The organism is Micromonospora sp. NPDC048040 (assembly GCF_055587185.1).
The window spans coordinates 18,666-40,594 of sequence record NZ_JBVJGT010000011.1; the positions used below are offsets into that span (position 1 = coordinate 18,666).

Below are 21,929 nucleotides of genomic sequence, written 5' to 3' on the forward strand. Positions count from 1 at the left end.
CGGGCCCGGGCGTGGCGGTGGGCCGCCGCCGGGCCGTCACCGGCCTGCCCCCGCGCCGCCGCCCACCGCCGCGTCGGAGTCGGCCGCGCCGGCCGCCCGGGCCGCCCGGCGGCGTCGCCTGGGCGGCGGCGGCACCAGGGCGGCCAGGTCGCCGCCGGTGTCGTTGAGCCGCACCAGGAACGGCCGCAGCGGGGTGTAGCGGATCGCCGTCACCGACGCCGGGTCGGCCACGATCCGCTGGAACAGGTCCAGGTGTACGCCGAGCGCGTCGGCCACGATGGCCTTGATCACGTCGCCGTGGCTGCACGCCAGCCACACCGCCTCCGGGCCGTGCTCCGCGGTGACCCGGGCGTCCCACGAGCGCACCGCGGCGACCGCCCGCGCCGCCATCGCCGCCATCGCCTCCCCCTCCGGGAAGACCGCCGCGCTCGGGTGCTGCTGGACCACCGGCCAGAGCGGCTCCTTGGCCAGCTTCTTGAGCGGCTGTCCCTCCCAGGTGCCGTAGCCGCACTCGGTCAGGCCCTCCTCCACCGTCGGGGTGGCCCCGGGCAACGCCAGCTCCAGGGTCTGCCGGCAGCGGATGAGCGGGCTGGTCACCACCGCGGCCAGCGGCACCGGCCGCAGCCGCTCGCCCACCGCGGCGGCCTGGGCCCGGCCGGTGTCGTCCAGCTCGACCGGCTGGCGGCCGGCCAGCCCGCCGTCCGCGTTCGCGGTCGTCCGGCCGTGTCGCAGAAGCAGAAGGGTCGCCACGGTGACACCCTATGATCCTGCGCCCGGCGGCGGGCGTACGCGGCGTCCGCCGTGGCCGCCGTATCCGGCCCCGCGCCGGCCAGGGTGGCAAGTTGTGTTGCCGGGCTGGCAAACTGGCGGCATGGACGACGATCTCGACGACGCGCTCGGCGCGGTGGGACCCCGGCTGCGCGCGCTGCGCCGGCAGCGCGCGACCACGCTGGCCGACCTGTCGGCGGCGACCGGCATCTCGGTGAGCACGCTGTCCCGGCTGGAGTCCGGCTCCCGCCGGCCGACCCTCGAACTGCTGCTCCCCCTGGCCCGGGCCCATGGCGTCACGCTCGACGAGCTGGTCGGCGCCCCGCCCACCGGCGACCCGCGCATCCACCTGCGGCCCGTCACCCGGCACGGCATGACGATGCTGCCCCTGACCCGCCGGGCCGGCGGCATCCAGGCGTACAAGCTCGTGATCCCGGTCAGCAGCCCCCGCCGGGAGCCCGATCCGCAGACCCACGAGGGCTACGAGTGGCTCTACGTCCTCAACGGGCGGCTGCGGCTCGTCCTCGGCGAGCGGGACCTGGTGCTCTCCCCCGGCGAGGCGGCCGAGTTCGACACCCGGGTGCCGCACTGGTTCGGGGCCGCCGACGCCGAGCCGGTCGAGTTCCTCAGCCTGTTCGGCACGCAGGGCGAGCGGGCGCACCTGCGCGCCCGTCCCAGGGCCACCCCGTCGGAGGAACCGGACGGGCGCTGACCTCGCGGACGGTCCGCCCGGCCCGCCCGGACACGGGCCGGCCCCCGTCCACACGAGGCGGAGGCGGGGGCCGGCGGGGCCGCGAGCGGTCAGGTGGCGCTGATGGTGCCGGTCATCAACAGGGCGAGCACCAGGGTGCCCAGCGCGACCCGGTACAGCACGAAGACGTACAGGGTGTGGTGCGCGACGTAGCGCAGCAGCCAGGCGATGGCCGCGTACCCGACGCCGAAGGCGATGATCGTGGCCACGACCATCTGGGCGACGCTCGGCACGGAGGTGCCGGGGGCCGCCGGCTCGAAGACGTCGCCGACGCTGAAGATCCCGGACATCACCACCGCCGGGATGGCCAGCAGGAACGAGTAGCGCGCCGCCGCCTCCCGGGTGAGGTTGAGCAGCAGCCCGGCGGTGAGCGTGCCGCCGGAGCGGGACACGCCGGGGATCAGCGCCATCGCCTGGGCGAAGCCCATCACCACGCCGTCGCGCATCCGGAAGTTCTCCAGGGTGCGGCTCTGCCGGCCCCAGTACTCGGCGAACGCCAGCACGAACGCGAAGACGATCAGCGTGGTGGACACCAGCCAGAGGTTGCGGCCGGCGGTGCGGATCTGGTCCTTGAACAGGAAGCCGAACAGCCCGATCGGGATCGAGCCGACGATCACGTACCAGCCCATCCGGTAGTCGAGGCTGGAGCGGACCGACTTGTCCCGGATGCCGACCAGCCACGTCCGGGTGATCCGCCAGATGTCCTTGGCGAAATAGATCAGCACCGCCGCCTCGGTGCCCAGCTGGGTGACCGCGGTGAACGACGCCCCGGCGTCGCGGTCGAAGAAGATCGCCGAGGTGATCCGCAGGTGCCCCGACGAGCTGACCGGCAGGAACTCGGTCAGTCCCTGGACGATGCCCAGGACGATGGCCTCGACCCAGGTCACTCGCCGACTCCCGAGAGCTCCAGCGCCTCGGCGACGGTACGCAGCGTCTGCACGCCGCTGTCCCGGTCCGCCGCGAACAGGGTCACCGACAGGGTGGTGACGCCGGCGGCCGCGTACTCGCGCATCCGCTCGGCGATACGCTCCTTCGGGCCCAGCAGCGAGGTCCGGTCGATGAACTCCATCGGCACCGCCGCGGCGGCGTCACGCTGCCGCTTGGCCAGGTAGAGGTCCTGCACCTCGCGGGCGGCGTCGCCGTAACCCATCCGGGTGGCGAGCTGGTTGTAGAAGTTCTGCTGCCGGCTGCCCATGCCGCCCACGTAGAGGGCCGCGTAGAAGCGGACCAGCTCGGCGCAGGACGCGACGTCGTCGCCGACCACCACCGGCACGGACGGGACCACGTCGAAGCCGGCGAGTTCCTTGCCCGCCTTCGCCCGCCCGGCCCGGACCGACGCGAGCTGCTCCTCGGCGAACTCGGGGGCGTAGAAGACGGCGAGCCAGCCGTCAGCGATCTCCCCGGCCAGCTCCAGGTTCTTCGGGCCGACCGCGGCGAGGTAGATCGGGATGTGTTCGCGCGGCGGGTGGAAGCCGAGGCGCAGCGCCTTCCCGGGCCCGTCCGGCAGCGGCAGCGTGTAGAACTCGCCGTCGTACGCGACCTCCTTGCGGGCGACGGCCAGCTTCACGATGTCCACGAACTCGCGGGTCCGCGCCAGCGGCTTGCCGAACCGCACCCCGTGCCAGCCCTCGGAGACCTGCGGACCGGACACCCCCAGGCCGAGCCGGAACCGGCCGCCGGAGAGCGCGTCGATGGTGGCCGCGGTCATCGCGGTCATCGCCGGGGTGCGGGCGGGGATCTGCATCACCGCGCTGCCCACGTCGATCCGTTCCGTCTGCCCCGCCATCCAGGCGAGCATGCTCGGCGAGTCGGAGCCGTAGGCCTCCGCCGCCCACACCACCGAGTAGCCGAGCCGGTCCGCCTCCTGGGCGAGAGCCAGGTGATCGGCCGGCGTGCTCCACGCCGTCTGGTATCCGAGGCTGAGCCCGAGTCGCACTAAGGTCCTCCCCCATCCGCACCACAGGTCGCATCAGGTTACGCAATGCGGGAGGACGCCCCGATCACCGGCTCACCGCAACCCCGGGGCCGACCCGGGCGGTCGGAAACACGACGCGCCCGGCAGACTTGACGGGAGCGAGGATGTCCGCGCGGCCCGGTTCGAAATAAGGTTCACCCATGCAACAGCGACCGCTCGGCCGAAGCGGGCTGGCGGTTTCGCGGCTCGCGCTCGGCACCATGACGTGGGGCCGGGACACCGACGCCGACGATGCGGCCGCCCAGCTGAAGAGTTACCTCGACGCGGGCGGCAACCTGATCGACACCGCCGACGTCTACGGCGACGGCGACGCCGAGTCGGTCATCGGGTCGCTGCTGGGCACCCTGGTGCCGCGCGAGGAGCTGCTGATCGCCACCAAGGCGGGGCTGCGGCCGGGCAGCGGCCGGCGCCGCGACGGCTCCCGGGGGCACCTGCTGCGGACGTTGGACGCCTCGCTGCGCCGCCTCAACACCGACCACGTCGACCTGTTCCAGGTGCACGGCTACGACCCCGACACCCCGCTGGAGGAGACCCTCGCGGCGCTGGACCACGCGGTGGCCAGCGGCCGGGTCCGCTACGTCGGGGTGTCGAACTTCTCCGGTTGGCAGACCGCGCGGGCGGCCGCCTGGCAGGCCGCCTGGCCGGGCCGCGCCGCGGTGGTGGCCGCGCAGGTGGAGTACTCGCTGCTGGAGCGGGGCGTGGAGCGGGAGGTGCTGCCCGCGTGCGAGGCCCTGGGGCTGGGGGTGCTGCCCTGGTCGCCGCTGGGCCGCGGGGTGCTCACCGGCAAGTACCGGCACGGCCGCCCCGCCGACTCGCGGGCGGCCTCGCCGCACTTCGAACGGTTCGTCGCCACCTACCTGGAGCCGCGCTGCTCCAGCATCGTGGAGGCGGTCGCCACCGCGGCCGGCGGGCTGGGGGTCTCGCCGCTGGAGGTGGCGCTGGCCTGGATCCGCGACCGGCCCGGGGTGGTGGCCCCGATCCTCGGCGCGCGAACGGTCGGGCAGTTGCTCGGCGCGCTCCAGGTCGAGCGGATGACGCTGCCGGAGGAGATCATCACCGCGCTGGACGACGTGTCGGCCGTACCGGTCGGCTACCCCGAGCGCGACGGCTGACCTGCTGCGACACAGGACACCGGCGTCCGCGCCGCTCCGGCGGACGCCGCCGGCTCAGGCCGTGGGGCGCCGACCGGGGATGTCGCGTACGGCGGTGAGGAAGCGCGCCTGGTCGTCGCGGGTGGCCGGGTTGACGACCCGGATCCAGGAGCCGTCGTCGAACACGATGGTGGACGGGAACTGCATGAGGCGGGCTGCGCCGTGGTCGGAATCGATCCGGGCGATGCGCCGCCGGTCCACGCTCCACAGCACCTGGGGGCGGCGACGGTCCTCCCGATCGGGGTCGGGGCGGCGGCCCATCCGCAACAGGTGCAGGTGGGTGTCGGTGACGGCGAGCGGGGTGCCGGTGTAGCGCTCCAGGAACAGCAGCAGGCTGCCGGCGAGCGTGGCGAGGTCCCCGCTGAAGACGTACCGCCGCCGGTAGGCGATCTCCGCGAGCTGGTCGGCCAGCGGCCGGTAGCGGCTGAGCCGGAACAGCGCCCGGAACGCCTCCTGTTCGGCGGTGAGCGGCAGCGGCTGCCGGGGCTCGGCGGCCGGGCCCGGCTCGTCCGCCTCGGCCGCCTCCGGGCTGCCCGCCGCGAGGACGGCCGCCCTGCCCGGCAGCAGCAGGACGCCCGCGACGACCCGCACGGGCGTCATCACGGCGTCCACCCACGCGACCGGGTTGACGACGTGGAGCAGCCCGAACAGCGCGCGCGGGTCGAGCGCCTCGGCCAGCTCGGCGTTCACCCGGTCGGCGAGCTGGTCGCCCGCCCGGTGGTTCTCGGGCGCCCGCACCGGCGCCAGGCCGACGTAGCGGATCTCCTCGCCGGGCAGCAGCGGCGCGACCAGGGCGCGCTCCGGCTCGTCGCTGGTGCGGAACTCGTCGCGCAGCTCGCGGGCCTTGTCGCGGGCGGCCCGTGCCCCGCCGAGCACCGCGTCGGTCAGCCGGCCGAGTCGACCCCGGGCACCGGTCACGCCCCACCCCCTCGATCGGCCCTCACCGGCCGGCCGGTTGCTCCGCCGGCTGCCCGAAGACATTCTGGTCGATCCACTCGGCGCCGCCCGCCACCGCCCCGTCGACCTTGTCGTCGAGCTGGTCCGTGCCGGGCACCGACAGCCCCGAGACCATGGCGACGGTGCCCCAGGTCGCGCCGTGCACCACCGCGTTCGGGACGTTCCACGGCAGGTTGGTGACGAAGTCCCGGCCGATCATCCGCGCCCCGTCGGCCATGCCGTGCGCCCGCAGCGCCCCGACGCGCTCGAAGGTGCTCATGTCGAACGGCGTGCCCGACTTGCCGAGCTTCCAGCTGCCCTTCGCCTGGTCCGTGAACTTGTGGAACCACTTGTCGGGGTCGCCGGCGGCGCGGCGCTTGTCGGCGTACTTCTGGCCGGCGCGCAGCGCCTTCTGCTTGTCGACCAGCTTGTCCAGGTGGTTGCGCAGCCTGCGCAGGTGGTGGAGCACCCGCTGGAGCAGCCGGATGACCTTCTGCAGGTGCGCCGCCAGCGGGCGGATGATCTTCAGCATCCGGGCGAGAGCGATCATGCCCCGGGTGACGCCCAGCGCCACGCCGGCCGCCCAGGACGCGCCGGCGGTGAACGGCGCCATCAGCAGCGCGGTCACCAGCGTCACCAGCAGGAAGTTGACGAACTCGACGCAGATGTCGACCAGCACGTCGTGGACGGTCTGCAGGGCGTCGGCGACGCCGCGCAGGTATTCGGCGGTGGCGGTGAACTGCTCCGCGACGTCCAGCAACTGCTGCTCGACCTCGGCCAGCCGCCGCCCGTACGCCTCACCGGCCGGCGAGCGCCACCCGGCCCGCACGGCCTCCCGTACGCCGCGGTGTCCCGTGGCCAGCTCGCGGACCTGGGCGGCCAGGGCGTCCCACTCGGCGGCCTTGGCGCGCAGCGCGGCCGGCTCGCCGTCGACGAGGTCGACGAGCTGGATCAGCGGCCAGGCCAGGGCCCGGCAAACGCTGTCGACCGCCTTGTCCACACTGGAGAGTGCGCCGTCGATGCCGTTCCACAGCTCGACGGCGGTTCCCGCCGGCCCGCTCACCGGGCCATGCCGGTGCCGATGGCGCGGAAGGACGCGTCGATGTCCTGCTCGTTGCGCTCGTACGCCTCGGCCGTCCCGCTCAGCGCCCCGCCGACCCGCTCGAACGCGTCGTGGCCGGACCGGAACAGCTCCATGCCGCCGCTGACCTGCTCGGCGTACTTCTCGCGGAGCAGGTCGCTGACGAACGGCAGGTGCCCGAACGCCCCGTCGGGAATGTCGCCCGCGGACGCGATCCGGCTCTCCAGCGCGGTCAGCGAGGTGGCCACCTGTTTCGCCGCCGCTTCCAGTCGCCGTACCGCCTGCACGTCGACGTCGATGTCCCCCATGCCGTTCCTCCCCGTCGCCCGGCGCGACGACGATACGATCATGCGGCTGCCGGTCGCCACCCCGGACCGGCGCTGCGCCCGGGAGGTTCTCATGTCCGACCCGCTGTCCGCGTTCGACGCCCTCGCCGGACGGCTCGCCGACATCGAACGCCGCTTCGCCGGTCTCAGGGACGACCTGGACGAGCTGAGCAGCACCGCGACCGACGACAGTGGACTGGTGTCCGCGACCGTCGACGCCACCGGCGAACTGACCGACCTGAGCTTCGCGCCGACCGCGCTGCGCGTGGGCACGGAGAACCTCGCGGCGATGGTGCTGGCGGCGTACCGGCAGGCCCGGACGGCGGCGGCGGAGCAGCTCGGCGAGCGCACCGAGGGCCTCGACGTCACGCTCGGCGCGGGCCTGGGCGAGATCTTCGGCACCCCCGGCGACTTCGCCTCGCTGGGCCGGCTGGAGGAGGCCATGGGGCGGCTCGGGCGACTCGACGGGCGTCTCCCGGGGTCGCCGGCATGACGTCGCCGGGCTGGCCCGACGTCGTCGCCCAGCTCCACGACACGCTGTCCCGCTGCGACCACGACACCGATCTGGAACTCGCCGCGGGTCCCCGCCGGCTGCACCTCATGGTGCGCCGCAACCGGGTCCGGGGGATCTGCCCGGCCTACGACGAGCGGCACCTCGCGGAACTCGGCTGGCAGGCGCCGCGGGGCGCCGGCGGCTGGTGGCACGAGACGCCGCGCACCCCCGAGGGCCTGCGTTGGTGGAGCGGGTTCGTGGCGCGGACCGCCGCCGCGGTGCTCACCACGGAACCCGACGCGCTGTCCTGCCAGATCCTCCCGCCCACCGGCCCCCGGGTGCGGCCGGCGCCGACCCTGCCGCGCCCGGCGCGACCCCGGCCCCAGGTAGCCGCGCCGCCCGTCCCGCCGCCCGCCGGCCCGGCCGTGCCCGTCGCCCCGGTGGCGACGCCGCCCGTCCCGCCGCCCGCCGGCCCGGCCGTGCCCGTCGCCCCGCCAGCCGCACCGCCGCCCCCGCCCGTTCCCGCCGGCCCGCAGCCGCCCGCCGGGGACCGGCCGGAGCGGAGCGGACCGGCCGCCGCCTCGACCCACCGGCCCGCCGACGGCACCGAGCCCCCCACCGCCGACGCCCGGGACGGGTCGGCCCGCCCCGGGTCCGGGCCGACCGTCGCCGTCGGGGGCGGGTCGGCGGGGGGCGGCCGGACGGTGCAGGACCTGCTCGGCGACGCCGTCGCGCGGCGGGACCTGCCGGCGTACCTCGGCGTCCTGGCCACCGCGACGGTGTGCGTACCACTGGCGGCGGAGCCGGGCCCGGACCGCGACGTGCCCTGGACGGTCGTCACCGACTCGTCCGGCGCGCCGCTGCTGCCCGTCTTCACCACGCCGGACGCCCTGACCGCGTTCGCCGGGTCGGGCGTGCCGTTCGTCGCGGTGCCCTGCGCGGACCTGCTCGCCGACTGGCCGGACCCGGCGTGGGGGCTGGCGGTGGACGCCGGCACCCCGCGGACGCTGCTCCTGGCGCCGCCGGCGCTGGCCACCCTGCTGGCGGCGAACCCGCCCGTCGACAGCGCGCCCCTCGACTAGGGACGGTGTCGGGACCGGCCGGTGTCGGGTGGACCGGCCGGGTAGGGGGCGGGCCGCGGCCCGGGGTGGGTCACGTCACACCCGGGCGTCGGACGGCGGCGCGGGTCACCGGCGAGGGGGTGGCGGACGGCCGCCGGGCTGGGCAGCATAGGGCTCATGGACTACGAGTACGCGCCGCTGCGGCTGCCGCCGAACGTCGACCGGTTGACCGCCGCGGCGCAGTTGGCGATCCAGGCGGAGTTCTCCGGGTGGGAGTTGGCCCGGGTGCGGCTGTTCCGCGACGGCACGCGCCAGGTGGTGCTGCGTCGCCGACGGGTCAACCAGCCGCAACCGGGCCTGTCGTACTGATCACCGGCGGCACCGCCGGTACGCGGACGCCCCGGGGCCCGGCCGAACTGCCGGGGGCCCCGGGGCGTCGCCGCCCTAGTGGGCGTGGTCGTGCTCGTCGTCGAGCTCCAGGAACGGGTGCTCGTCGAGCCGGCCCACCAGCCGGTCGTCGGGCGCCGGCTGGAACGGGCCGACCGGGTCGTCGTCGTCGAAGGACTCCAGGTCGACCGGGGTGCCGACCTCGCTGACCATCACCACACCGTCCAGCGGCTCCAGCTCCGGCACGTCCAGCGCGCCGAGTGAGCCGTCGCCGCTCTGGAGCAGCTCCAGCACCGCCTCACCGACCCCCTCGACGGGTGCCGGCTCGTCGTCGGCCGGGGTGCCCTCCCGGCGGGCCGCCTCGGCCACCCGGATCAGCGCCGAGACGCTCGGCACCCGGTAGTCGCGCCGCTGGCGCACCGAGATGACCCGCGGATGCGGGTCGGTGGGCTCCACGCCCTCCCCGCCGAAGCGCTCGTCGGCCTCGTCCGGGTCGATCGACTCGACGTCCCAGGGGGTGACCTCGCCGAAGGCGTCCAGGAGTTGCTCGTCGTACGCGAAGGAGGCGTTGTTCAGGGCGACGTACGCCTGCCAGACGTCGTCGTCGTCGACGCGGCCCTGCGCGGCTCGGACGGCGGCCAGGTGGTGGCGGGCCGCATCGATCACGCGCTCGAGGGCGGCGTCCAGCTCACCGTGCTGGTCGGTCATGTGGGTCAGTCCCTTCACGATGGGGAGGTTCCCCGGCGGAACACTGGCGTTCCGGACGGGGGCTAGCAGGTGCGGAGGAACCGGTCGAGAACCCGCACGCCGAACTGTAGTCCGTCCACCGGAACGCGCTCGTCGATGCCGTGGAACAGCGCGGAGAAGTTCAGGTCGGCGGGCAGCCGCAGCGGCGCGAAGCCGAAGCATCGGATGCCGAGCTGGGAGAACGCCTTGGCGTCGGTGCCGCCGGAGAGCATGTACGGCACCGGCCGCGCCCCCGGGTCCTCCGCGCGCAGCGCCGCCGACATCGCGTCGACCAGGTCGCCGTCGAACGTCGTCTCCAGCGCGGGCTGGCGCTGGATGTACTCGATGACGATGTCCGGGCCGACCAGCTCGCGCAGCTGCCGCTCCAGCAGCTCCGACTGCCCCGGGAGGCTGCGGCAGTCGATGGTGGCGGTGGCCCGGCCGGGGATGACGTTGTCCTTGTAGCCGGCGGCGAGCCGGGTCGGGTTGGCGGTGTTGCGGATCGTCGCGCCGATGATGTTGGCGATCGGCCCCAGCTTGGCGATGGCGGTCTCCGGGTCCTCCGGGTCGAGTTCGATCCCGAGCAGGTCGGAGACCTCCTCCAGGAAGGCCCGGACGGTGTCGGTCACCACCACGGGGAAGCGGTGCCGGCCGACCCGGGCCACCGCCTCGGCGAGCGCGGTGACGGCGTTGTCGTCGTGCACCATCGAGCCGTGCCCGGGCCGGCCCTTGGCGCGCAGGCGCAGCCAGTCGATGCCCTTCTCAGCCGTCTCGATCAGGTAGAGCCGCTGCTCGTCGTTGACGGAGTAGGAGAAGCCGCCGACCTCACCGATGGCCTCGGTGCAGCCGTCGAGGAGATCGCGGTGCCGCTGGACGAGGAAGTGTGCGCCGTAGTCGCTGCCGGCCTCCTCGTCGGCGGTGTACGCGAGCACGATGTCGCGCGGCGGGCGCACCCCGGTGCGCTGCCAGTGCCGCACCACGGCCAGCACCATCGCGTCGAAGTCCTTCATGTCGATCGCGCCCCGGCCCCACAGGTAGCCGTCGCGCAGCTCCCCGGAGAACGGGTGCACCGACCACTCGTCGGCGTCGGCGGGGACCACGTCGAGGTGGCCGTGCACCAGCAGGGCGCCGCGGCTCGGGTCGGCGCCCGGGATGCGGGCGACCAGGTTGGCGCGGCCCGGCGCCGACTCGTGGATGGCGGACTCGACGCCCACCTCGGCCAGCTTCTCCGCCACGTACTCGGCGGCGACGCGTTCGCCGACGCTGGTGTCGTTGTCCCCGGTGTTGGTGGTGTCGATCCGCAGGAGGTCGCGGCACAGGCCGACGACCTCGTCGGTGGGGTCGGGAAGGGCGGAGGCGGGGTCGCTCGTCATCGCTTCTTCATACCAGCCGACCGGTCCGCTCCGGTCGCCCCGTCCCGCCCCTGTGGCGCGGCGGGGCGGGGACGCCGGGGCGGGCGGGTACCGCCGCCCGGTTTCGCCGCCGGCGCGGTCGGGTACCGCCGGTCGCGACCGCACCCCCACCACGTGCTCCGCCCGCCGCCCGAGGAGGGCACCATGACCGTTCCGCTGCCGCCGCTGCCGCCCACCGGAGAGGACGAGACCTTCCGGCCGGGCGGGCGCAGCATCGCCGACATCGTCGACGCCGAGCACCGGCAACTGCGGGAGCTGCTGCGCCGGCTCACCGACGCCGACCCCGAGCCCGCCCCGGAACGGGGGCTGGAGGTGCTGACGGCGGCGCTGTCCCGGCACCTGTCCGCCGAGGAGCAGTACCTGCTGCCCACGGTCCGGGCCGCGCTACCCGACGCCGCCGACCGGGTGGACCGGGCGCTCGCCGACGACGCGGCCCTGCTGACCGCCCTGGGCGGGCTCGCCGACGACGGGCTGGCCGAGGTCGACGCGCGGGTCCGCCGCCACGTCGAGGAGGTCGGCGCCCTGGTCGCGGCGCTGCGCGAGGTGGCCAGCCCCGAGGAGCTGATCCGCCTGGGCAACCGGCTGGAGATCGCCGAGGAGGCGGCCCCGACCCGACCGCACCCGGGCACGCCGGCGACCCCGCCCTGGAACCGGGTCGTCGAGCCGGCGGTGGGCGTGGTCGACAAGGTGCGCGACGCCGTCACCGGCCGCCCCACCTATCTCGCCGACCTGGCCGAGCCGCCGTCGAGCTGAGCCGCCGGCTTCCCCGCCGGGCGCCCCGGCCACCGGTCCGGCAAACATCGGAGAGTGTTGATCCGTCCAGGGCCTTCCGCCAGCCGCTGCGGGGTCATACCGTCACTCTATGAATCTGGAGCTGCGTCACCTGAGGGTGGTCTGCGCGATCGCGGAGACGGGGAGCGTGACCAAGGCGGCCTCGGCGCTCGGCCTGGCCCAGCCGGCGCTCACCGCCCAGCTCCAGCGCATCGAGCGGACGCTGGGCGGGCCGCTGTTCGAACGGGACCGCCGCGGCGCCCGGCCCACCGTCCTCGGCGAGCTGGTCCTCGCCCGGGCCCGCGTGCTGCTGCCGGCGATGAAGGGCCTGCAGGACGAGGCGGCCCGGCTGGCCGGTGCCGGGGACGCCCCCCGGCGCTACCGGTTCGGCGGGGTGAACAGCCCGATCCTCGGTCGGCTCGTGCACCGGCTCGCCGCCGATCCCCCACCGGCCCAGATCACCACCCACGCCTCCTGGTCGGCGGAGGAGCTGACCCACCTGGTCGCGGGCGGCCGGCTGGACTTCGCGCTGATCGGGGTGTGCGGCGATGCCGCGCCGCCGGCCGAGTACGGGTTGAGCTGGCGGGAGGTGGCCGTCGACCCGGTGCTCGTCATGCTGCCCGAGCAGCATCCGCTGGCCGGCCGGGCCGAGGTGCCCCTGGCCGACCTGCGCCGCGAGCAGTGGGTCGCCGCGCCCGGCGACGGCTGCTTCGGCGACTGCTTCGCCGCCGCCTGCGCCCGCGCCGGCTTCACCCCCCGCAAGCTGTACGAGGCCGACGTGCGCGTGTGCATCGACATGGTCGACTCCGGCGAGGCGGTGGCGCTGTGCCAGGCCACCTTCCGCCCGGTCGCCGGGCTGGTCACCCGGATGCTGGCCGGGACCCCGCTGCGCTGGCGGCTGATGCTCGGTTGGCACCCCGACTCCCCCGCCGCCGGGGACGCCGAGGTAGTGCTGGAGACCGCGCTGGCCGCGTACACCGACTCGCTGGCGGCGCATCCGGAATACCTGTCCTGGCTGCTGCGCAACCCGGGCTTCGGGGCGCGGGGGCTGACGGCCACCGGGACGGACCGGGTGCGAACGGCGTGACGTCGGGTATCTGGCGGGCATGACCGATCTCTACCCCGCCGCCGACGACCGGGAGATCCTCCGGCAGGCGGCCGCCGCGCACACGTCCGCCGCCCGCGACGTGGAGGCCTTCCTGCGCCGCCTGCCCGAGGTGCCCGACCCGGCGGACGTCACGGAGTACGCCACCCTGCTCACCCGGGAGGAGCAGACGCGCGCCGACCGCGAGGCGGCGGCCGACGCCGCGGGCCTGACGATCGGCAGCCTGGAGAGCGACCAGGGCTGACCACGCGGGCCGGCGGCTCCCGGGAGGTGTTCCCGGGGCGCCGCCGGCCCGCGTGTCGACGGGACGGTTCAGCGTTCGACGAGGACGTCGTGACCCAGGTCGAGCAGCGAGTGCCGCCACTCGTCGTCGGCGTTGCCGCGGTCCGGCTTGGCCTCCAGCAGGTTCTCGATCTCGTCGATCGCGTCCTGCATCACCTTGATGTCCTCCGGGGTGAGGTCGACCTTGCGCTTGGTGAGCACCTTGAGGATCTCCCGGCCCAGCGCGGGCAGGTCGAGGTCCGGGTTCGGCCCGAACGCCTCCTCTCCGGAGCCGCGGGTGAGCAGCCACTGCCGCAGCTTCTCCGACGGGACGTTCACCTGGGCGTGGAAGTCGTCCCAGAGCACCTCCACCTCGGGATCGAGCCGCTGCTCGCGTACCATCAGCCCTCCTCTCGACGGTGACGGTCGGACGCCACCGGCTCCGGCTCGTCGCCCTGCTGCTGGCCCAGGCCCTCCGGCGGCACCTGCACCCGGGCGGGGTTCGCCGTCGGCGGCGCCAGGATCGGATCGGTGCGGTCGGTCTCTTCCTGGGTCTCCTCGGGTTCGGTCATGTCCGCCCTCCGGGTCATCGGGGATGGGACGTGCTGGCCGCGGTGTATCCGCGCTCGCCGGCGGTCACGTCGAAGGCGAGTCGGCCGTCGCGGGCGTCGACGACGACCTTCTGGCCGGGCGAGATGGCCGATTCCAGCAGCATCCTGGAGAGGTGGTTGTCCACCTCCCGCTGGATGACCCGGCGCAACGGCCGCGCGCCGAACTCCGGCTGGTAGCCGTGCTCGGCGAGCCAGTCGATGCCGGCGGTGGTGAAGTCGACCTCGATGTCCTGGGCGTGCAGGCGGCGGCGGGTCTCCTCCAGCATCAGCTCGGTGATCTGGCGCAGCTGCTCGGCCTCCAGCCGACGGAAGATGATCACCTCGTCGATGCGGTTGAGGAACTCCGGCCGGAAGTTCTCCTGGAGCCGGCGCATCAGCCGCTCGCGCAGTTCCTCGCGCTCGGCGTCGGTGCCCGGCGCGCCGGCGCCGAACCCGACCGCGCGCTGGGTGCCGGTGATCAGCTCCGAGCCGAGGTTGCTCGTCATGATCAGCACGGTGTTCTTGAAGTTGACCGTACGTCCCTGGCTGTCGGTGAGCCGGCCGTCGTCGAGCACCTGGAGCAGGATGTTGAACACGTCCGGGTGGGCCTTCTCGATCTCGTCGAGCAGCACCACCGCGTACGGGCGGCGGCGCACCGCCTCGGTGAGCTGGCCGGCCTCCTCGTAGCCGACGTACCCGGGCGGGGCGCCGACGAGGCGGCTCACCGTGTGCCGCTCCTGGAACTCGCTCATGTCCACCCGGACCATCCGGTCGGCCTCGCCGAAGAGCGCCTCCGCGAGGGCCCGGGCCAGTTCCGTCTTGCCGACGCCGGTCGGCCCGAGGAACAGGAAGCTGCCCATCGGCCGTTCCGGGTCGGCCAGCCCCGTCCGCGAGCGGCGGACCGCCTCGGCGACCGCGGTGACCGCGTCGTCCTGGCCGACCACCTTCTCGTGCAGATAACCCTCCAGGCGCAGCAGCCGGTCGCGTTCCTCCTCGGTGAGCTGGCTGGCCGGGATGCCGGTGGCCCGGGAGACCACCTCGGCGATCTCCTGCGGCCCCACCGCCGGCACCTGCGAGGTGGTGCCCTCGTCGCCCCGGGCGCGGCGGATCTGCTCCTCCAGCTCGGCGAGCCGGTCGCGCAGGGTGGACGCCTTCTCGTACTGCTCGTCGGCGACGGCCTGCTCCTTGTCCCGGCGTACGTCGTCGAGCTGCGTCTCCAGCTCGCGCACGTCGGAGGCCGGTGTGCGGGTGCGCAGCCGGACCCGGGCGCCGGCCTGGTCGATCAGGTCGATCGCCTTGTCCGGCAGGTACCGGTCGGTGATGTACCGGTCGGACAGCTCGGCCGCGGCGACCAGCGCCTCGTCGGTGAACCGCACCTGGTGGTGCGCCTCGTAGCGGTCCCGCAGGCCGCGCAGGATCGCCACGGTGTCCTCCACGCTGGGCTCCGGCACGAACACCGGCTGGAACCGGCGGGCCAGCGCGGCGTCCTTCTCGATGCTCTTGCGGTACTCGTCCAGGGTGGTCGCGCCGATCACCCGCAGCTCGCCCCGGGCCAGCGCGGGCTTGAGCATGTTGGACGCGTCCATGCCGCCCTCGCTGCCCGCCCCACCCGCGCCGACCAGGGTGTGGATCTCGTCCAGGAAGACGATCAGCTCCTCGCGGTGCGCGCGGATCTCGTCGATCACCTTCTTCAGCCGCTCCTCGAAGTCGCCCCGGTAGCGGGTGCCGGCGACCAGGCCGGCGAGGTCGAGCTGGACCACCCGCTTGCCGAGCAGCGTCTGCGGCACGTCGCCGTCGCAGATCCGCTCGGCGAGGCCCTCCACGATCGCGGTCTTGCCGACGCCCGCCTCGCCGATCAGCACCGGGTTGTTCTTCGTACGCCGGGACAGGATCTCGACGGCCTGCTCGATCTCGTCGGCCCGGCCGATCACCGGGTCGATCTGGTCGTTGCGGGCCAGGTCGGTGAGGTCCTGGCCGTACTGGTCGAGGGTGGGGGTGCCACGGTCCGGCTTCGGACCGGCCATCGGCCCACGCTCGGCGCTGGCCGCCTGCAGGGACTCGGGCTGGATCCGGCCGGCGGCGAGCATCCGGCCCGCGGGCGACTCCGGGTTCAGCGGCAGCGCCATCAGGATGTGCTCGGGGCCGATGTAGTTCGCCCCCATCGCCCGGGACAACTGGTGGGCGTCGAGCAGCGCCCGTTTCGCCGCCGGCGTCAGCGACAGGTTCGGCGGCACCTCGCCCCGGGGCGCGCCGTCGCCGCGCCCGCCGAGCGCGTTGAGCAGGGTGTCCGGGTCGGCGCCGGCGCGGCGGACCAGGTCGCGCAGCGGCTCGCGTTGCAGTGCCGCCCACAGCAGGTGGTCGGTGTCCAGGTCGGTGCTCTGCCGCTGGGCGGCCCGCCGGGCCGCGTCGGCCAGCATCTCCCGGGCGTCGGCGGTCATCAGCCGGGTGATGTCGACCCGGTGCGCGGGTCGGCGCCCGCCCTCGCCCCGGCCGAAGTACCGGGCCAGGAACTCGTCCCACGGGTCGGAGCCGAAGTCACCGGGTCCCATCATGTCTCCTCCGCTGCTCGGGCGCGGCACGGTCGCCAGGGGCTACCCGGCGGCCGGCCCGACAAACGCCGCCGCCCGCCGAGGCAACCCGCGTACGCCCGGCACGCCGCCGGCGGGGCGTACGCGGAGGGAAAGGCCCGGTCGCACACCTGCCGCCGGCGGCGTGGCGGCGGGGGCGGGGTGGCACGCTGGCGGCATGGAGCCGACGCCGCTGCTGATCGTGGACGCCGCCAACGTGGTGGGTTCCCGCCCGGACGGCTGGTGGCGGGACCGCGCGGGCGCCACCGCCCGGCTGCGCGACTCGCTGGCCCGGGTGGCCGACGACGGGCTGCCCCCGGAGCTGCCGGCCCCGGTGGAGGTGGTGCTGGTGGTGGAGGGCCGGGCGCGGGACGTGCCGGGCGCGGCCGGGGTCCGCGTGGTCGCCGCGACGGGGTCCGGGGACGACGCCGTGGTCGAGCTGGTCGCCGGCGCGCCGGAGCGCCGGCGGCTGGTCGTCACCGCCGACCGTGAGCTGCGGGACCGGGTCGCGGCACTGGGCGCCGAGGTGTACGGCCCGCGCTGGTTGCGGGACCGGACCGAGCCCTCCGACCAGTCCCGTTAACCGGACTCCCGGCGCTTCCGGTCGACAACCGGTCAGCGGGGCAGGAACACTGACAGGGCGGATGTTCTCCCGCCGCAACCGATAGGCTCTAATGGAGGCCTCCCCGCCCCCAGGAGGTTTCGCCGTGGCGAGCGTCGCCGAGCTCAAGGCAGCCATCGATGTCGCGCTCCAACAGATCGGCGACGGCCAGAGTGCCGTGCAGGCGGCCGGCGAGAAGCTGGCCGAGGCGCAGCAGACACTGGCCGGCGCGCTGGAGGGCAGCGGGCACGAGACGGTCGAGGCGGCCCAGTCCTCGCTGACCCAGGCCAGCCAGGAGCTGGAGGAGTGCCTCGCCGCGACACTCGTCGCGGTCGAGCAGGCGCAGCTCTACGTCGCGACGCTCTGAGGCCGGGCCGTGTCCATCGTCGAGGACATCGGCGCGCAGGTCCGCGCCGCCGCCGAGGACCTGCCGCTCGCCCAGCTCGCCCTGGCGTTGGAGAAGTTCGGGCTGGCCGCCGAGCGGCTGCGCTGGGTGCGCCAGGAGTCGGCCGACCCGATGGGTGTGCCGGAGTTGTCCGCCGCCACCGAGCACGCCGAGACCGCCGGCTACGCGCTGCGCGTCGCGCAGGAGCAGTTGTCGGCGTACCTGGCGGCGATCGGGCTGGGCCCCGACGGCGCGCCGGCGCCCGGGCCGGAGCGGCAGCAACGCCGGCCGGCACACGACGCGCCGCGCGAGGCGGCCCCGGTCGCTCCGGCGCCCGAGCCGCCCGGCGAGGTGAAGCTGCGCCGCTGGTGGTCGGTGCGGGTGGCCGAGCTGACCGGCGGTCGGGAGGGGCCGCCGGACGAGCCCGACGAGCGGGTCGGCGACTCCCGGGAGCTGCTGCGCCGGGTGGTGGGCGGGGTCCGGGCCGGCGACCGGGACCGGCTGCACCGCGAGCTGCGCCGCGCGCACGCCGACGTCGGCCTCGGCCTGGCCGCGCTGGCGCCGCCGCTGCTGCGCGACCTGGCCGGGGAGCTGCTGGGGCACCCGCCGCGCGCCGACGACCTGGGGCAACTGCACCGTGAGCTGGACGGCCGGGTCCGGGACCTGCTGCCCGGGCTGCCCGCGCCGGTGCTGGACACCCTCCTGACCCGGGTCTGCCGGATGCCACCGCCGCGGCGCGGCGAGGCGGAGCAGCCGCACGCCGCCGATCCCGCGGTCACCGCCGGGGTGCTGACCGGCGTGCTGCTGGCCCGGCTCGGCCGGGACCTGCCGGCCGAGGACGAGCGGGACCGGCAGGCCGAGGCCGCCCGGGAGCGGCAGGCCGCCGCCGAGCGGGACCGCCGGGCCGACGCCGCGCGCGACCGGGCCGCCGACGCCGAGTGGGGGCGGCGCGCCGCCGACGCGCGGGACCGGGTGGCCGATGCCCGGAAGCGGGCCGCCGCGGCGTCCGACCGGGCGGCCGCGGCGCAGGAGCGGGCCGCCGCGGTACGGGACCGGGCCGCCGCCCGGCGGAACGGACCGGCGGGCGGCGGCCGGGCCGCCCCTGGCGACCCGGCGGCACCGGGCGGACCGGGGACACCCGGCGGGCCGGCGGCCGGCCGGGGCGCGGCGGGCGCCGGTCGCGCCTGGTCGAGCCCGCCGACAGGTCGGCCCGCGTCCGGCGGGGCCGGGGAGCCGCAGTCGCGGGGCGTCGATGGCTGACCGGCGGGCACAGCTGGTCACCCGGGTCCGGGGCATGCTCGGCGAGGCCCTCGGCGCGACCCGGACCCGGCTGTCGACGGCGCAGGCCGAGCTGACCACGGCCCGGGAGCGGCTGGCGAAGGTGCGGCGGGCCGCGGCGGTCGTGCCGGAGCGGGTGGGCGCGCAGCGGGACCGCCGGCTGGCCGACATCGACGACCGGCACGCGGCGCGGATCGCCGAGCTGGCCCGCCGCGCGGCGGACGCCGCGCGGCGGGAGGCCCCCGGCGCCGCGTCCGCCGACTGGGCGCGGTGGCGCCCCACCCCGGCGCGGCGGGCGGAGCCGCCCGGCGCGCTGCGGATCGGCACGGTCCGCATCCCGGGCGCGGAACCGGTGCCGGCGCTGGTGCCGCTGCTGGACGCCGGCCACGTGGAGCTGACCGGGGACGACCGGGACGGCGGCGAGGCGGTGGTGTCGGCGCTGCTGCTGCGCGCCGTCGGCCGGGCCGACCCGGGCGCCGGCCGGCTGATCGGCTACGACCCGGAGCACCTGGGCGGCGGCCTGGCCGGCTTCGCCCCGCTCGGCACCGCCGGGCTGCTCACCTTCGTCGGCCCGGGCGGGCTGGCCCGCCTGCTCGACGACCTGGTGGAGCAGATCCGCCGGATCAACGAGACGGTGCTGGCCGGGGAGCACGGCTCGCTGCGCGAGCTGGCCGCCGCGACCGGCCGCCGGCCGGAGCCGTGGCGGGTGGCGGTGCTGCTCGGCGGGGACGAGCTGTCCCGGCACGAGCGCGGCCAGCTCGACCGGGTGGTGCGCACCGGGGCGGCCTGCGGGGTGCACCTGGTGGTGCGGGGCGTGACGCTGCCCGACGATCCCACGGTGACCCGGGTGACGGTCGACCCCGACGGCGCGCGGATCGGTGGGCTGCCGGTCAGGTTGGACCCGCCGCCGCCCACGGCCCTGGTCACCGAGACCTGCCGGGACGTGGCGGCGCGGGTGAACGCCGGCCCCGCCCCGACCCCGTTCACCGACCTGCTCCCGCCCCCCGAGCAGATGTGGCGGGAGGATTCGGCGACCGGGCTGACCGCCCCGATCGGCGAGGGGCCGCACGGCCGGCCGGTCCTGCTCACCCTGGGCGACTACCCGCCGCACGCGCTGATCGGCGGCCCGTCCGGCACCGGCAAGACGAACCTGATCTTCGCCTGGATCGGCGCGCTGGCGGCCCGCTACTCCCCCAGCGAGTTGGAGTTCTACCTGCTGGACTTCAAGGAGGGGGTCTCCTTCGCCCGGTTCGCCCAGGGCCGGCGCGACCCGAGCTGGCTGCCGCACATGCGGCTCGTCGGGATCAACGTCAACACCGACCGGGAGTTCGGCCTGGCCCTGCTGCGTTTCCTCGCCGAGGAGCTGCGCCGGCGGGCCGACGCCGCGAAGAAGCACGAGGTCACCAAGCTCGCCGAGCTGCGCGCGGTCGACCCGACGGGGCACTGGCCGCGGATCGTCGCGGTGGTCGACGAGTTCCAGATGCTGCTGGCCGGGCGCGACGTCGTCGCCCGGGAGGCCGCCGACCTCCTGGAGGACCTGGCCCGGCGCGGCCGGTCCCAGGGCATCCACCTGGTGCTCGCCTCGCAGGACGTGCGCGGCATCGAGGCGCTCTGGGGGCGGCCGGCGCTGGTCGCCCAGTTCACGCTGCGCATCGCGCTGCCCAAGGCGCTGCGGATCCTCGCCGAACGCAACGACGCCGCCCAGTCGCTGCCCCGTCACCACGCGGTCGTCAACGCCGAGTCGGGCATGGCCGAGGGCAACCAGGTGGCCCGTATCCCGTCGGCCAGCGACTGGGAGACGTGGAGCGAGTTGCAGCACCGGCTGTGGCGCATGCGCCCGCAGGACGCCGCCCCGGCCCGGCTCTTCGACGGCGACGCGATCCCCCGGCTCGCCGACGCGCCGGACTTCCGGGCGCTCACCGCGCCGGAGGCCGGCCATCCGCGGACGCCGGTCGCGCTGCTCGGCGAGATCATCGACGTGCAGGCCCGTTCGGCGGCGCTGCGGCTGCCCCGGGCCCCCGGGCGCAACCTGGCGGTGCTCGGCACGCGGGTGGACGAGGCGTGCGCGGTGCTCGACGCGGCGGCCCGCTCGCTGGCCCGGCAGCACCGCCCCGGCACGGCCCGCTTCTCCATCGCCTGCCTCGACCCGGACGCCGACCCGGCCGCCCGTTCCCTCTACGAGGACCTCGCCGACGACGCCGCCTGGTACGACGAGGAGACCGTCGGGGAGCTGATGGCCGAGACCGCCGAGGGGCTCGGCGCGCCGGGCACCCCGCACTACCTGCTGCTGTTCGCGGTCGACGCGGCGGCCGGGGCGCTGGCGGCGCGGGTCGGCCGGCGTACCGGGCTGGAGGAGCTGCGCCGGATCCTGCACGACGGGCCGGAACGGCGTACGCACGTGCTGGCCTGGTGGCGGGGTGTCGCCCGGATGCGCGCCGACCTGGGCGGGCCGGCGGCGCGGACGGACCAGATCGGCGCCTGGGTGGCGCTGGACGCGCACGGCGGCGAACTGGGCTCGTCGCTCTATCCGGGCACCGGCGGCCCGGACTGGTATCCCCGCCCCTGGCGTGGGCTCTTCTTCGACCGGGCGGTGCACCGCACCGGTCAGGTGATCATCCCCTACGGACCGGCCCGATGAACGAACCGGCGACCAGTGAGACGTACGCGGCGCAGCTGCGGCGGCTGGCCGAGCTGACGGCGCGGGTGCGCGACCAGCGGACCGAGGCGCACACCTGGTACGCGCAGCAGTGCGCCGCCGCCGAACGGGCGGTCGCCGAGGCCGAGGCCGAGGTCGCGCGCGCCGAGCGGGAGCTGGTGGCGGCGCGGGAGTTGCAGGAGCGGGTGGACGCCGAGGTCGCCCACCTGTGGCAGCAGCTGCGCGGCCGGCTCGGCGGGGGCGGCCGTCGGGCGGGCGGGCCCCCGGCCCCGGCGTCGGGCGCCACGGCGGACCCGGTGACGCTGCTGGACGGCGTACGCGACCTGCTGAACCGCACCCGCCAGCCCGGTGACCTGCCGGGCTCGGTGAACCCGCTGCTGGCGCTCTGCGGCGTGGCCGGCGCGGTGGTCGCGTACGCCCTGGGCGGCGTGGCCCGGGCGGCGGGCGACCGGTACGGCGGCGAACTCGCGGTCGGGCTGCCCGTGCTGGCCCTGGTGGTGACCCTGCTGGGCCCGCTGGTCGGCCTGGTGCCGGCGAAGATCCTGGCCGACCGCCGGCACGCGGTGCTCGGCCCCCGCCCGGTCGCCGTGGTCCTCGGTGCCGGCCTGCTCACCACGGTCCTGCTGCTGACCCTCGCCCGCTGAGCCC

Annotated in this window: 23 protein-coding genes and 1 pseudogene; 13 read left to right on the plus strand and 11 right to left on the minus strand. The window is 75.7% G+C overall.

Going from position 1 to position 21,929, the window contains the following annotated elements; genetic code table 11:
• Positions 1 to 36 precede the first annotated feature (36 nt).
• Positions 37 to 750, minus strand: a complete 714-nt coding sequence (locus tag ACZ6O2_RS13995) for a histidine phosphatase family protein (RefSeq protein WP_350704367.1) — start codon at positions 748 to 750, stop codon at positions 37 to 39.
• 121 nt (positions 751 to 871) lie between these two features.
• Between ACZ6O2_RS13995 and ACZ6O2_RS14000 the strand changes: the two genes are divergently transcribed.
• Positions 872 to 1,480 (plus strand): helix-turn-helix domain-containing protein, encoded by a 609-nt coding sequence (locus tag ACZ6O2_RS14000; protein ID WP_466023083.1) that lies wholly within the window; start codon positions 872 to 874, stop codon positions 1,478 to 1,480.
• Between the two features lie 89 nt (positions 1,481 to 1,569).
• Here the strand turns inward: ACZ6O2_RS14000 and ACZ6O2_RS14005 are convergent, their stop codons facing one another.
• Both ACZ6O2_RS14005 and ACZ6O2_RS14010 read right to left on the minus strand, forming a co-directional pair.
• Positions 1,570 to 2,406: an undecaprenyl-diphosphate phosphatase gene (locus tag ACZ6O2_RS14005; RefSeq protein ID WP_350704371.1), complete on the minus strand. Its 837-nt coding sequence runs from the start codon at positions 2,404 to 2,406 to the stop codon at positions 1,570 to 1,572.
• Positions 2,403 to 3,455 carry an LLM class F420-dependent oxidoreductase gene (locus tag ACZ6O2_RS14010; RefSeq protein WP_350704373.1) on the minus strand — a complete coding sequence of 351 codons (1,053 nt, stop codon included), beginning with the start codon at positions 3,453 to 3,455 and terminating at the stop codon, positions 2,403 to 2,405. The genes ACZ6O2_RS14005 and ACZ6O2_RS14010 overlap by 4 nt, the downstream gene beginning before the upstream one ends.
• Before the next feature lie 179 nt (positions 3,456 to 3,634).
• On the opposite strand from ACZ6O2_RS14010, the gene ACZ6O2_RS14015 reads away from it, so the two are divergent.
• Positions 3,635 to 4,606 (plus strand): aldo/keto reductase, encoded by a 972-nt coding sequence (locus tag ACZ6O2_RS14015; RefSeq protein ID WP_466023084.1) that lies wholly within the window; start codon positions 3,635 to 3,637, stop codon positions 4,604 to 4,606.
• 54 nt (positions 4,607 to 4,660) lie between these two features.
• Here ACZ6O2_RS14015 and ACZ6O2_RS14020 read toward each other — a convergent pair whose 3' ends face one another.
• From ACZ6O2_RS14020 to ACZ6O2_RS14030, 3 genes are read right to left on the minus strand one after another with little or no spacing between them, the layout of a single operon-like run.
• The gene (locus ACZ6O2_RS14020; protein WP_466023085.1) at positions 4,661 to 5,563 is read right to left on the minus strand and encodes a hypothetical protein; all 903 of its coding nucleotides are present in this window, start codon (positions 5,561 to 5,563) and stop codon (positions 4,661 to 4,663) included.
• Positions 5,564 to 5,585: 22 nt separating this feature from the next.
• Positions 5,586 to 6,644 carry a WXG100 family type VII secretion target gene (locus tag ACZ6O2_RS14025; protein WP_466023086.1) on the minus strand — a complete coding sequence of 353 codons (1,059 nt, stop codon included), beginning with the start codon at positions 6,642 to 6,644 and terminating at the stop codon, positions 5,586 to 5,588.
• A complete protein-coding gene (locus ACZ6O2_RS14030) occupies positions 6,641 to 6,970 on the minus strand; it encodes a hypothetical protein (protein ID WP_350704379.1) in 330 nt (109 codons plus the stop codon). Before ACZ6O2_RS14030 ends, ACZ6O2_RS14025 begins: the two co-directional genes overlap by 4 nt.
• Before the next feature lie 40 nt (positions 6,971 to 7,010).
• Here ACZ6O2_RS14030 and ACZ6O2_RS14035 point away from each other — a divergent pair, with 40 nt between their 5' ends.
• From ACZ6O2_RS14035 to ACZ6O2_RS14045, 3 genes are all read left to right on the plus strand, one after another.
• The gene (locus ACZ6O2_RS14035) at positions 7,011 to 7,481 is read left to right on the plus strand and encodes a YbaB/EbfC family nucleoid-associated protein (protein ID WP_363709000.1); all 471 of its coding nucleotides are present in this window, start codon (positions 7,011 to 7,013) and stop codon (positions 7,479 to 7,481) included.
• Positions 7,478 to 8,563, plus strand: a complete 1,086-nt coding sequence (locus ACZ6O2_RS14040; protein ID WP_466023087.1) for an SseB family protein — start codon at positions 7,478 to 7,480, stop codon at positions 8,561 to 8,563. The genes ACZ6O2_RS14035 and ACZ6O2_RS14040 overlap by 4 nt, the downstream gene beginning before the upstream one ends.
• Before the next feature lie 156 nt (positions 8,564 to 8,719).
• Positions 8,720 to 8,911 carry a DUF5703 family protein gene (locus ACZ6O2_RS14045; protein WP_053655860.1) on the plus strand — a complete coding sequence of 64 codons (192 nt, stop codon included), beginning with the start codon at positions 8,720 to 8,722 and terminating at the stop codon, positions 8,909 to 8,911.
• A gap of 75 nt (positions 8,912 to 8,986) precedes the next feature.
• Here ACZ6O2_RS14045 and ACZ6O2_RS14050 read toward each other — a convergent pair whose 3' ends face one another.
• Both ACZ6O2_RS14050 and ACZ6O2_RS14055 read right to left on the minus strand, forming a co-directional pair.
• Positions 8,987 to 9,637: a hypothetical protein gene (locus ACZ6O2_RS14050; RefSeq protein ID WP_350704635.1), complete on the minus strand. Its 651-nt coding sequence runs from the start codon at positions 9,635 to 9,637 to the stop codon at positions 8,987 to 8,989.
• A 62-nt stretch (positions 9,638 to 9,699) separates the two neighbouring features.
• On the minus strand, positions 9,700 to 11,028 hold the full coding sequence (locus ACZ6O2_RS14055) for a M20/M25/M40 family metallo-hydrolase (protein ID WP_466023088.1): 1,329 nt from the start codon (positions 11,026 to 11,028) through the stop codon (positions 9,700 to 9,702).
• A 183-nt stretch (positions 11,029 to 11,211) separates the two neighbouring features.
• Here ACZ6O2_RS14055 and ACZ6O2_RS14060 point away from each other — a divergent pair, with 183 nt between their 5' ends.
• The 3 genes from ACZ6O2_RS14060 to ACZ6O2_RS14070 all read left to right on the plus strand — a co-directional run bounded on the left by ACZ6O2_RS14060 (position 11,212) and on the right by ACZ6O2_RS14070 (position 13,187).
• On the plus strand, positions 11,212 to 11,820 hold the full coding sequence (locus ACZ6O2_RS14060) for a hemerythrin domain-containing protein (RefSeq protein WP_350704386.1): 609 nt from the start codon (positions 11,212 to 11,214) through the stop codon (positions 11,818 to 11,820).
• Between the two features lie 109 nt (positions 11,821 to 11,929).
• Positions 11,930 to 12,925: a LysR family transcriptional regulator gene (locus tag ACZ6O2_RS14065; protein WP_466023089.1), complete on the plus strand. Its 996-nt coding sequence runs from the start codon at positions 11,930 to 11,932 to the stop codon at positions 12,923 to 12,925.
• 19 nt (positions 12,926 to 12,944) lie between these two features.
• Entirely contained in the window at positions 12,945 to 13,187 is a 243-nt protein-coding gene (locus ACZ6O2_RS14070) for a hypothetical protein (protein ID WP_350704390.1), read from the plus strand.
• Positions 13,188 to 13,255: 68 nt separating this feature from the next.
• On the opposite strand, the gene ACZ6O2_RS14075 is transcribed toward ACZ6O2_RS14070, so the two are convergent.
• The 3 genes from ACZ6O2_RS14075 to ACZ6O2_RS14085 are packed head-to-tail and all read right to left on the minus strand — an operon-like array spanning position 13,256 to position 16,346.
• Positions 13,256 to 13,606 (minus strand): DUF3140 domain-containing protein, encoded by a 351-nt coding sequence (locus ACZ6O2_RS14075; protein WP_350704392.1) that lies wholly within the window; start codon positions 13,604 to 13,606, stop codon positions 13,256 to 13,258.
• On the minus strand, positions 13,606 to 13,776 hold the full coding sequence (locus ACZ6O2_RS14080; RefSeq protein ID WP_350704394.1) for a hypothetical protein: 171 nt from the start codon (positions 13,774 to 13,776) through the stop codon (positions 13,606 to 13,608). Before ACZ6O2_RS14080 ends, ACZ6O2_RS14075 begins: the two co-directional genes overlap by 1 nt.
• A gap of 14 nt (positions 13,777 to 13,790) precedes the next feature.
• On the minus strand, positions 13,791 to 16,346 hold the full coding sequence (locus ACZ6O2_RS14085; protein WP_350704395.1) for an ATP-dependent Clp protease ATP-binding subunit: 2,556 nt from the start codon (positions 16,344 to 16,346) through the stop codon (positions 13,791 to 13,793).
• A gap of 193 nt (positions 16,347 to 16,539) precedes the next feature.
• Between ACZ6O2_RS14085 and ACZ6O2_RS14090 the strand changes: the two genes are divergently transcribed.
• The 5 genes and pseudogenes from ACZ6O2_RS14090 to ACZ6O2_RS14110 all read left to right on the plus strand — a co-directional run bounded on the left by ACZ6O2_RS14090 (position 16,540) and on the right by ACZ6O2_RS14110 (position 21,925).
• Positions 16,540 to 16,944 carry a PIN domain-containing protein gene (locus ACZ6O2_RS14090; RefSeq protein ID WP_466023090.1) on the plus strand — a complete coding sequence of 135 codons (405 nt, stop codon included), beginning with the start codon at positions 16,540 to 16,542 and terminating at the stop codon, positions 16,942 to 16,944.
• Positions 16,945 to 17,068: 124 nt separating this feature from the next.
• The gene (locus ACZ6O2_RS14095; protein WP_089000636.1) at positions 17,069 to 17,329 is read left to right on the plus strand and encodes a hypothetical protein; all 261 of its coding nucleotides are present in this window, start codon (positions 17,069 to 17,071) and stop codon (positions 17,327 to 17,329) included.
• Positions 17,330 to 17,338: 9 nt separating this feature from the next.
• Positions 17,339 to 18,423 (plus strand): annotated as a pseudogene (locus ACZ6O2_RS14100) (hypothetical protein); the annotation flags it as partial.
• Positions 18,424 to 18,599: 176 nt separating this feature from the next.
• Positions 18,600 to 21,263 carry an FtsK/SpoIIIE domain-containing protein gene (locus ACZ6O2_RS14105; protein ID WP_466023091.1) on the plus strand — a complete coding sequence of 888 codons (2,664 nt, stop codon included), beginning with the start codon at positions 18,600 to 18,602 and terminating at the stop codon, positions 21,261 to 21,263.
• Positions 21,260 to 21,925 carry a hypothetical protein gene (locus ACZ6O2_RS14110; protein ID WP_466023092.1) on the plus strand — a complete coding sequence of 222 codons (666 nt, stop codon included), beginning with the start codon at positions 21,260 to 21,262 and terminating at the stop codon, positions 21,923 to 21,925. The genes ACZ6O2_RS14105 and ACZ6O2_RS14110 overlap by 4 nt, the downstream gene beginning before the upstream one ends.
• The last annotated feature ends 4 nt before the right edge of the window (positions 21,926 to 21,929 follow it).

What these genes read in the sequence shown, in the direction of transcription:
- ACZ6O2_RS14000 (WP_466023083.1), top strand. Translation starts at nt 872, where the DNA reads ATGGACGACGATCTCGACGACGCGCTCGGCGCGGTGGGACCCCGGCTG.
- ACZ6O2_RS14015 (WP_466023084.1), top strand. Translation starts at nt 3,635, where the DNA reads ATGCAACAGCGACCGCTCGGCCGAAGCGGGCTGGCGGTTTCGCGGCTC.
- ACZ6O2_RS14030 (WP_350704379.1), bottom strand. Translation starts at nt 6,970, where the DNA reads ATGGGGGACATCGACGTCGACGTGCAGGCGGTACGGCGACTGGAAGCG.
- ACZ6O2_RS14035 (WP_363709000.1), top strand. Translation starts at nt 7,011, where the DNA reads ATGCGGCTGCCGGTCGCCACCCCGGACCGGCGCTGCGCCCGGGAGGTT.
- ACZ6O2_RS14040 (WP_466023087.1), top strand. Translation starts at nt 7,478, where the DNA reads ATGACGTCGCCGGGCTGGCCCGACGTCGTCGCCCAGCTCCACGACACG.
- ACZ6O2_RS14045 (WP_053655860.1), top strand. Translation starts at nt 8,720, where the DNA reads ATGGACTACGAGTACGCGCCGCTGCGGCTGCCGCCGAACGTCGACCGG.
- ACZ6O2_RS14050 (WP_350704635.1), bottom strand. Translation starts at nt 9,637, where the DNA reads ATGACCGACCAGCACGGTGAGCTGGACGCCGCCCTCGAGCGCGTGATC.
- ACZ6O2_RS14055 (WP_466023088.1), bottom strand. Translation starts at nt 11,028, where the DNA reads ATGACGAGCGACCCCGCCTCCGCCCTTCCCGACCCCACCGACGAGGTC.
- ACZ6O2_RS14060 (WP_350704386.1), top strand. Translation starts at nt 11,212, where the DNA reads ATGACCGTTCCGCTGCCGCCGCTGCCGCCCACCGGAGAGGACGAGACC.
- ACZ6O2_RS14065 (WP_466023089.1), top strand. Translation starts at nt 11,930, where the DNA reads ATGAATCTGGAGCTGCGTCACCTGAGGGTGGTCTGCGCGATCGCGGAG.
- ACZ6O2_RS14070 (WP_350704390.1), top strand. Translation starts at nt 12,945, where the DNA reads ATGACCGATCTCTACCCCGCCGCCGACGACCGGGAGATCCTCCGGCAG.
- ACZ6O2_RS14075 (WP_350704392.1), bottom strand. Translation starts at nt 13,606, where the DNA reads ATGGTACGCGAGCAGCGGCTCGATCCCGAGGTGGAGGTGCTCTGGGAC.
- ACZ6O2_RS14080 (WP_350704394.1), bottom strand. Translation starts at nt 13,776, where the DNA reads ATGACCGAACCCGAGGAGACCCAGGAAGAGACCGACCGCACCGATCCG.
- ACZ6O2_RS14085 (WP_350704395.1), bottom strand. Translation starts at nt 16,346, where the DNA reads ATGATGGGACCCGGTGACTTCGGCTCCGACCCGTGGGACGAGTTCCTG.
- ACZ6O2_RS14090 (WP_466023090.1), top strand. Translation starts at nt 16,540, where the DNA reads ATGGAGCCGACGCCGCTGCTGATCGTGGACGCCGCCAACGTGGTGGGT.
- ACZ6O2_RS14105 (WP_466023091.1), top strand. Translation starts at nt 18,600, where the DNA reads ATGGCTGACCGGCGGGCACAGCTGGTCACCCGGGTCCGGGGCATGCTC.
- ACZ6O2_RS14110 (WP_466023092.1), top strand. Translation starts at nt 21,260, where the DNA reads ATGAACGAACCGGCGACCAGTGAGACGTACGCGGCGCAGCTGCGGCGG.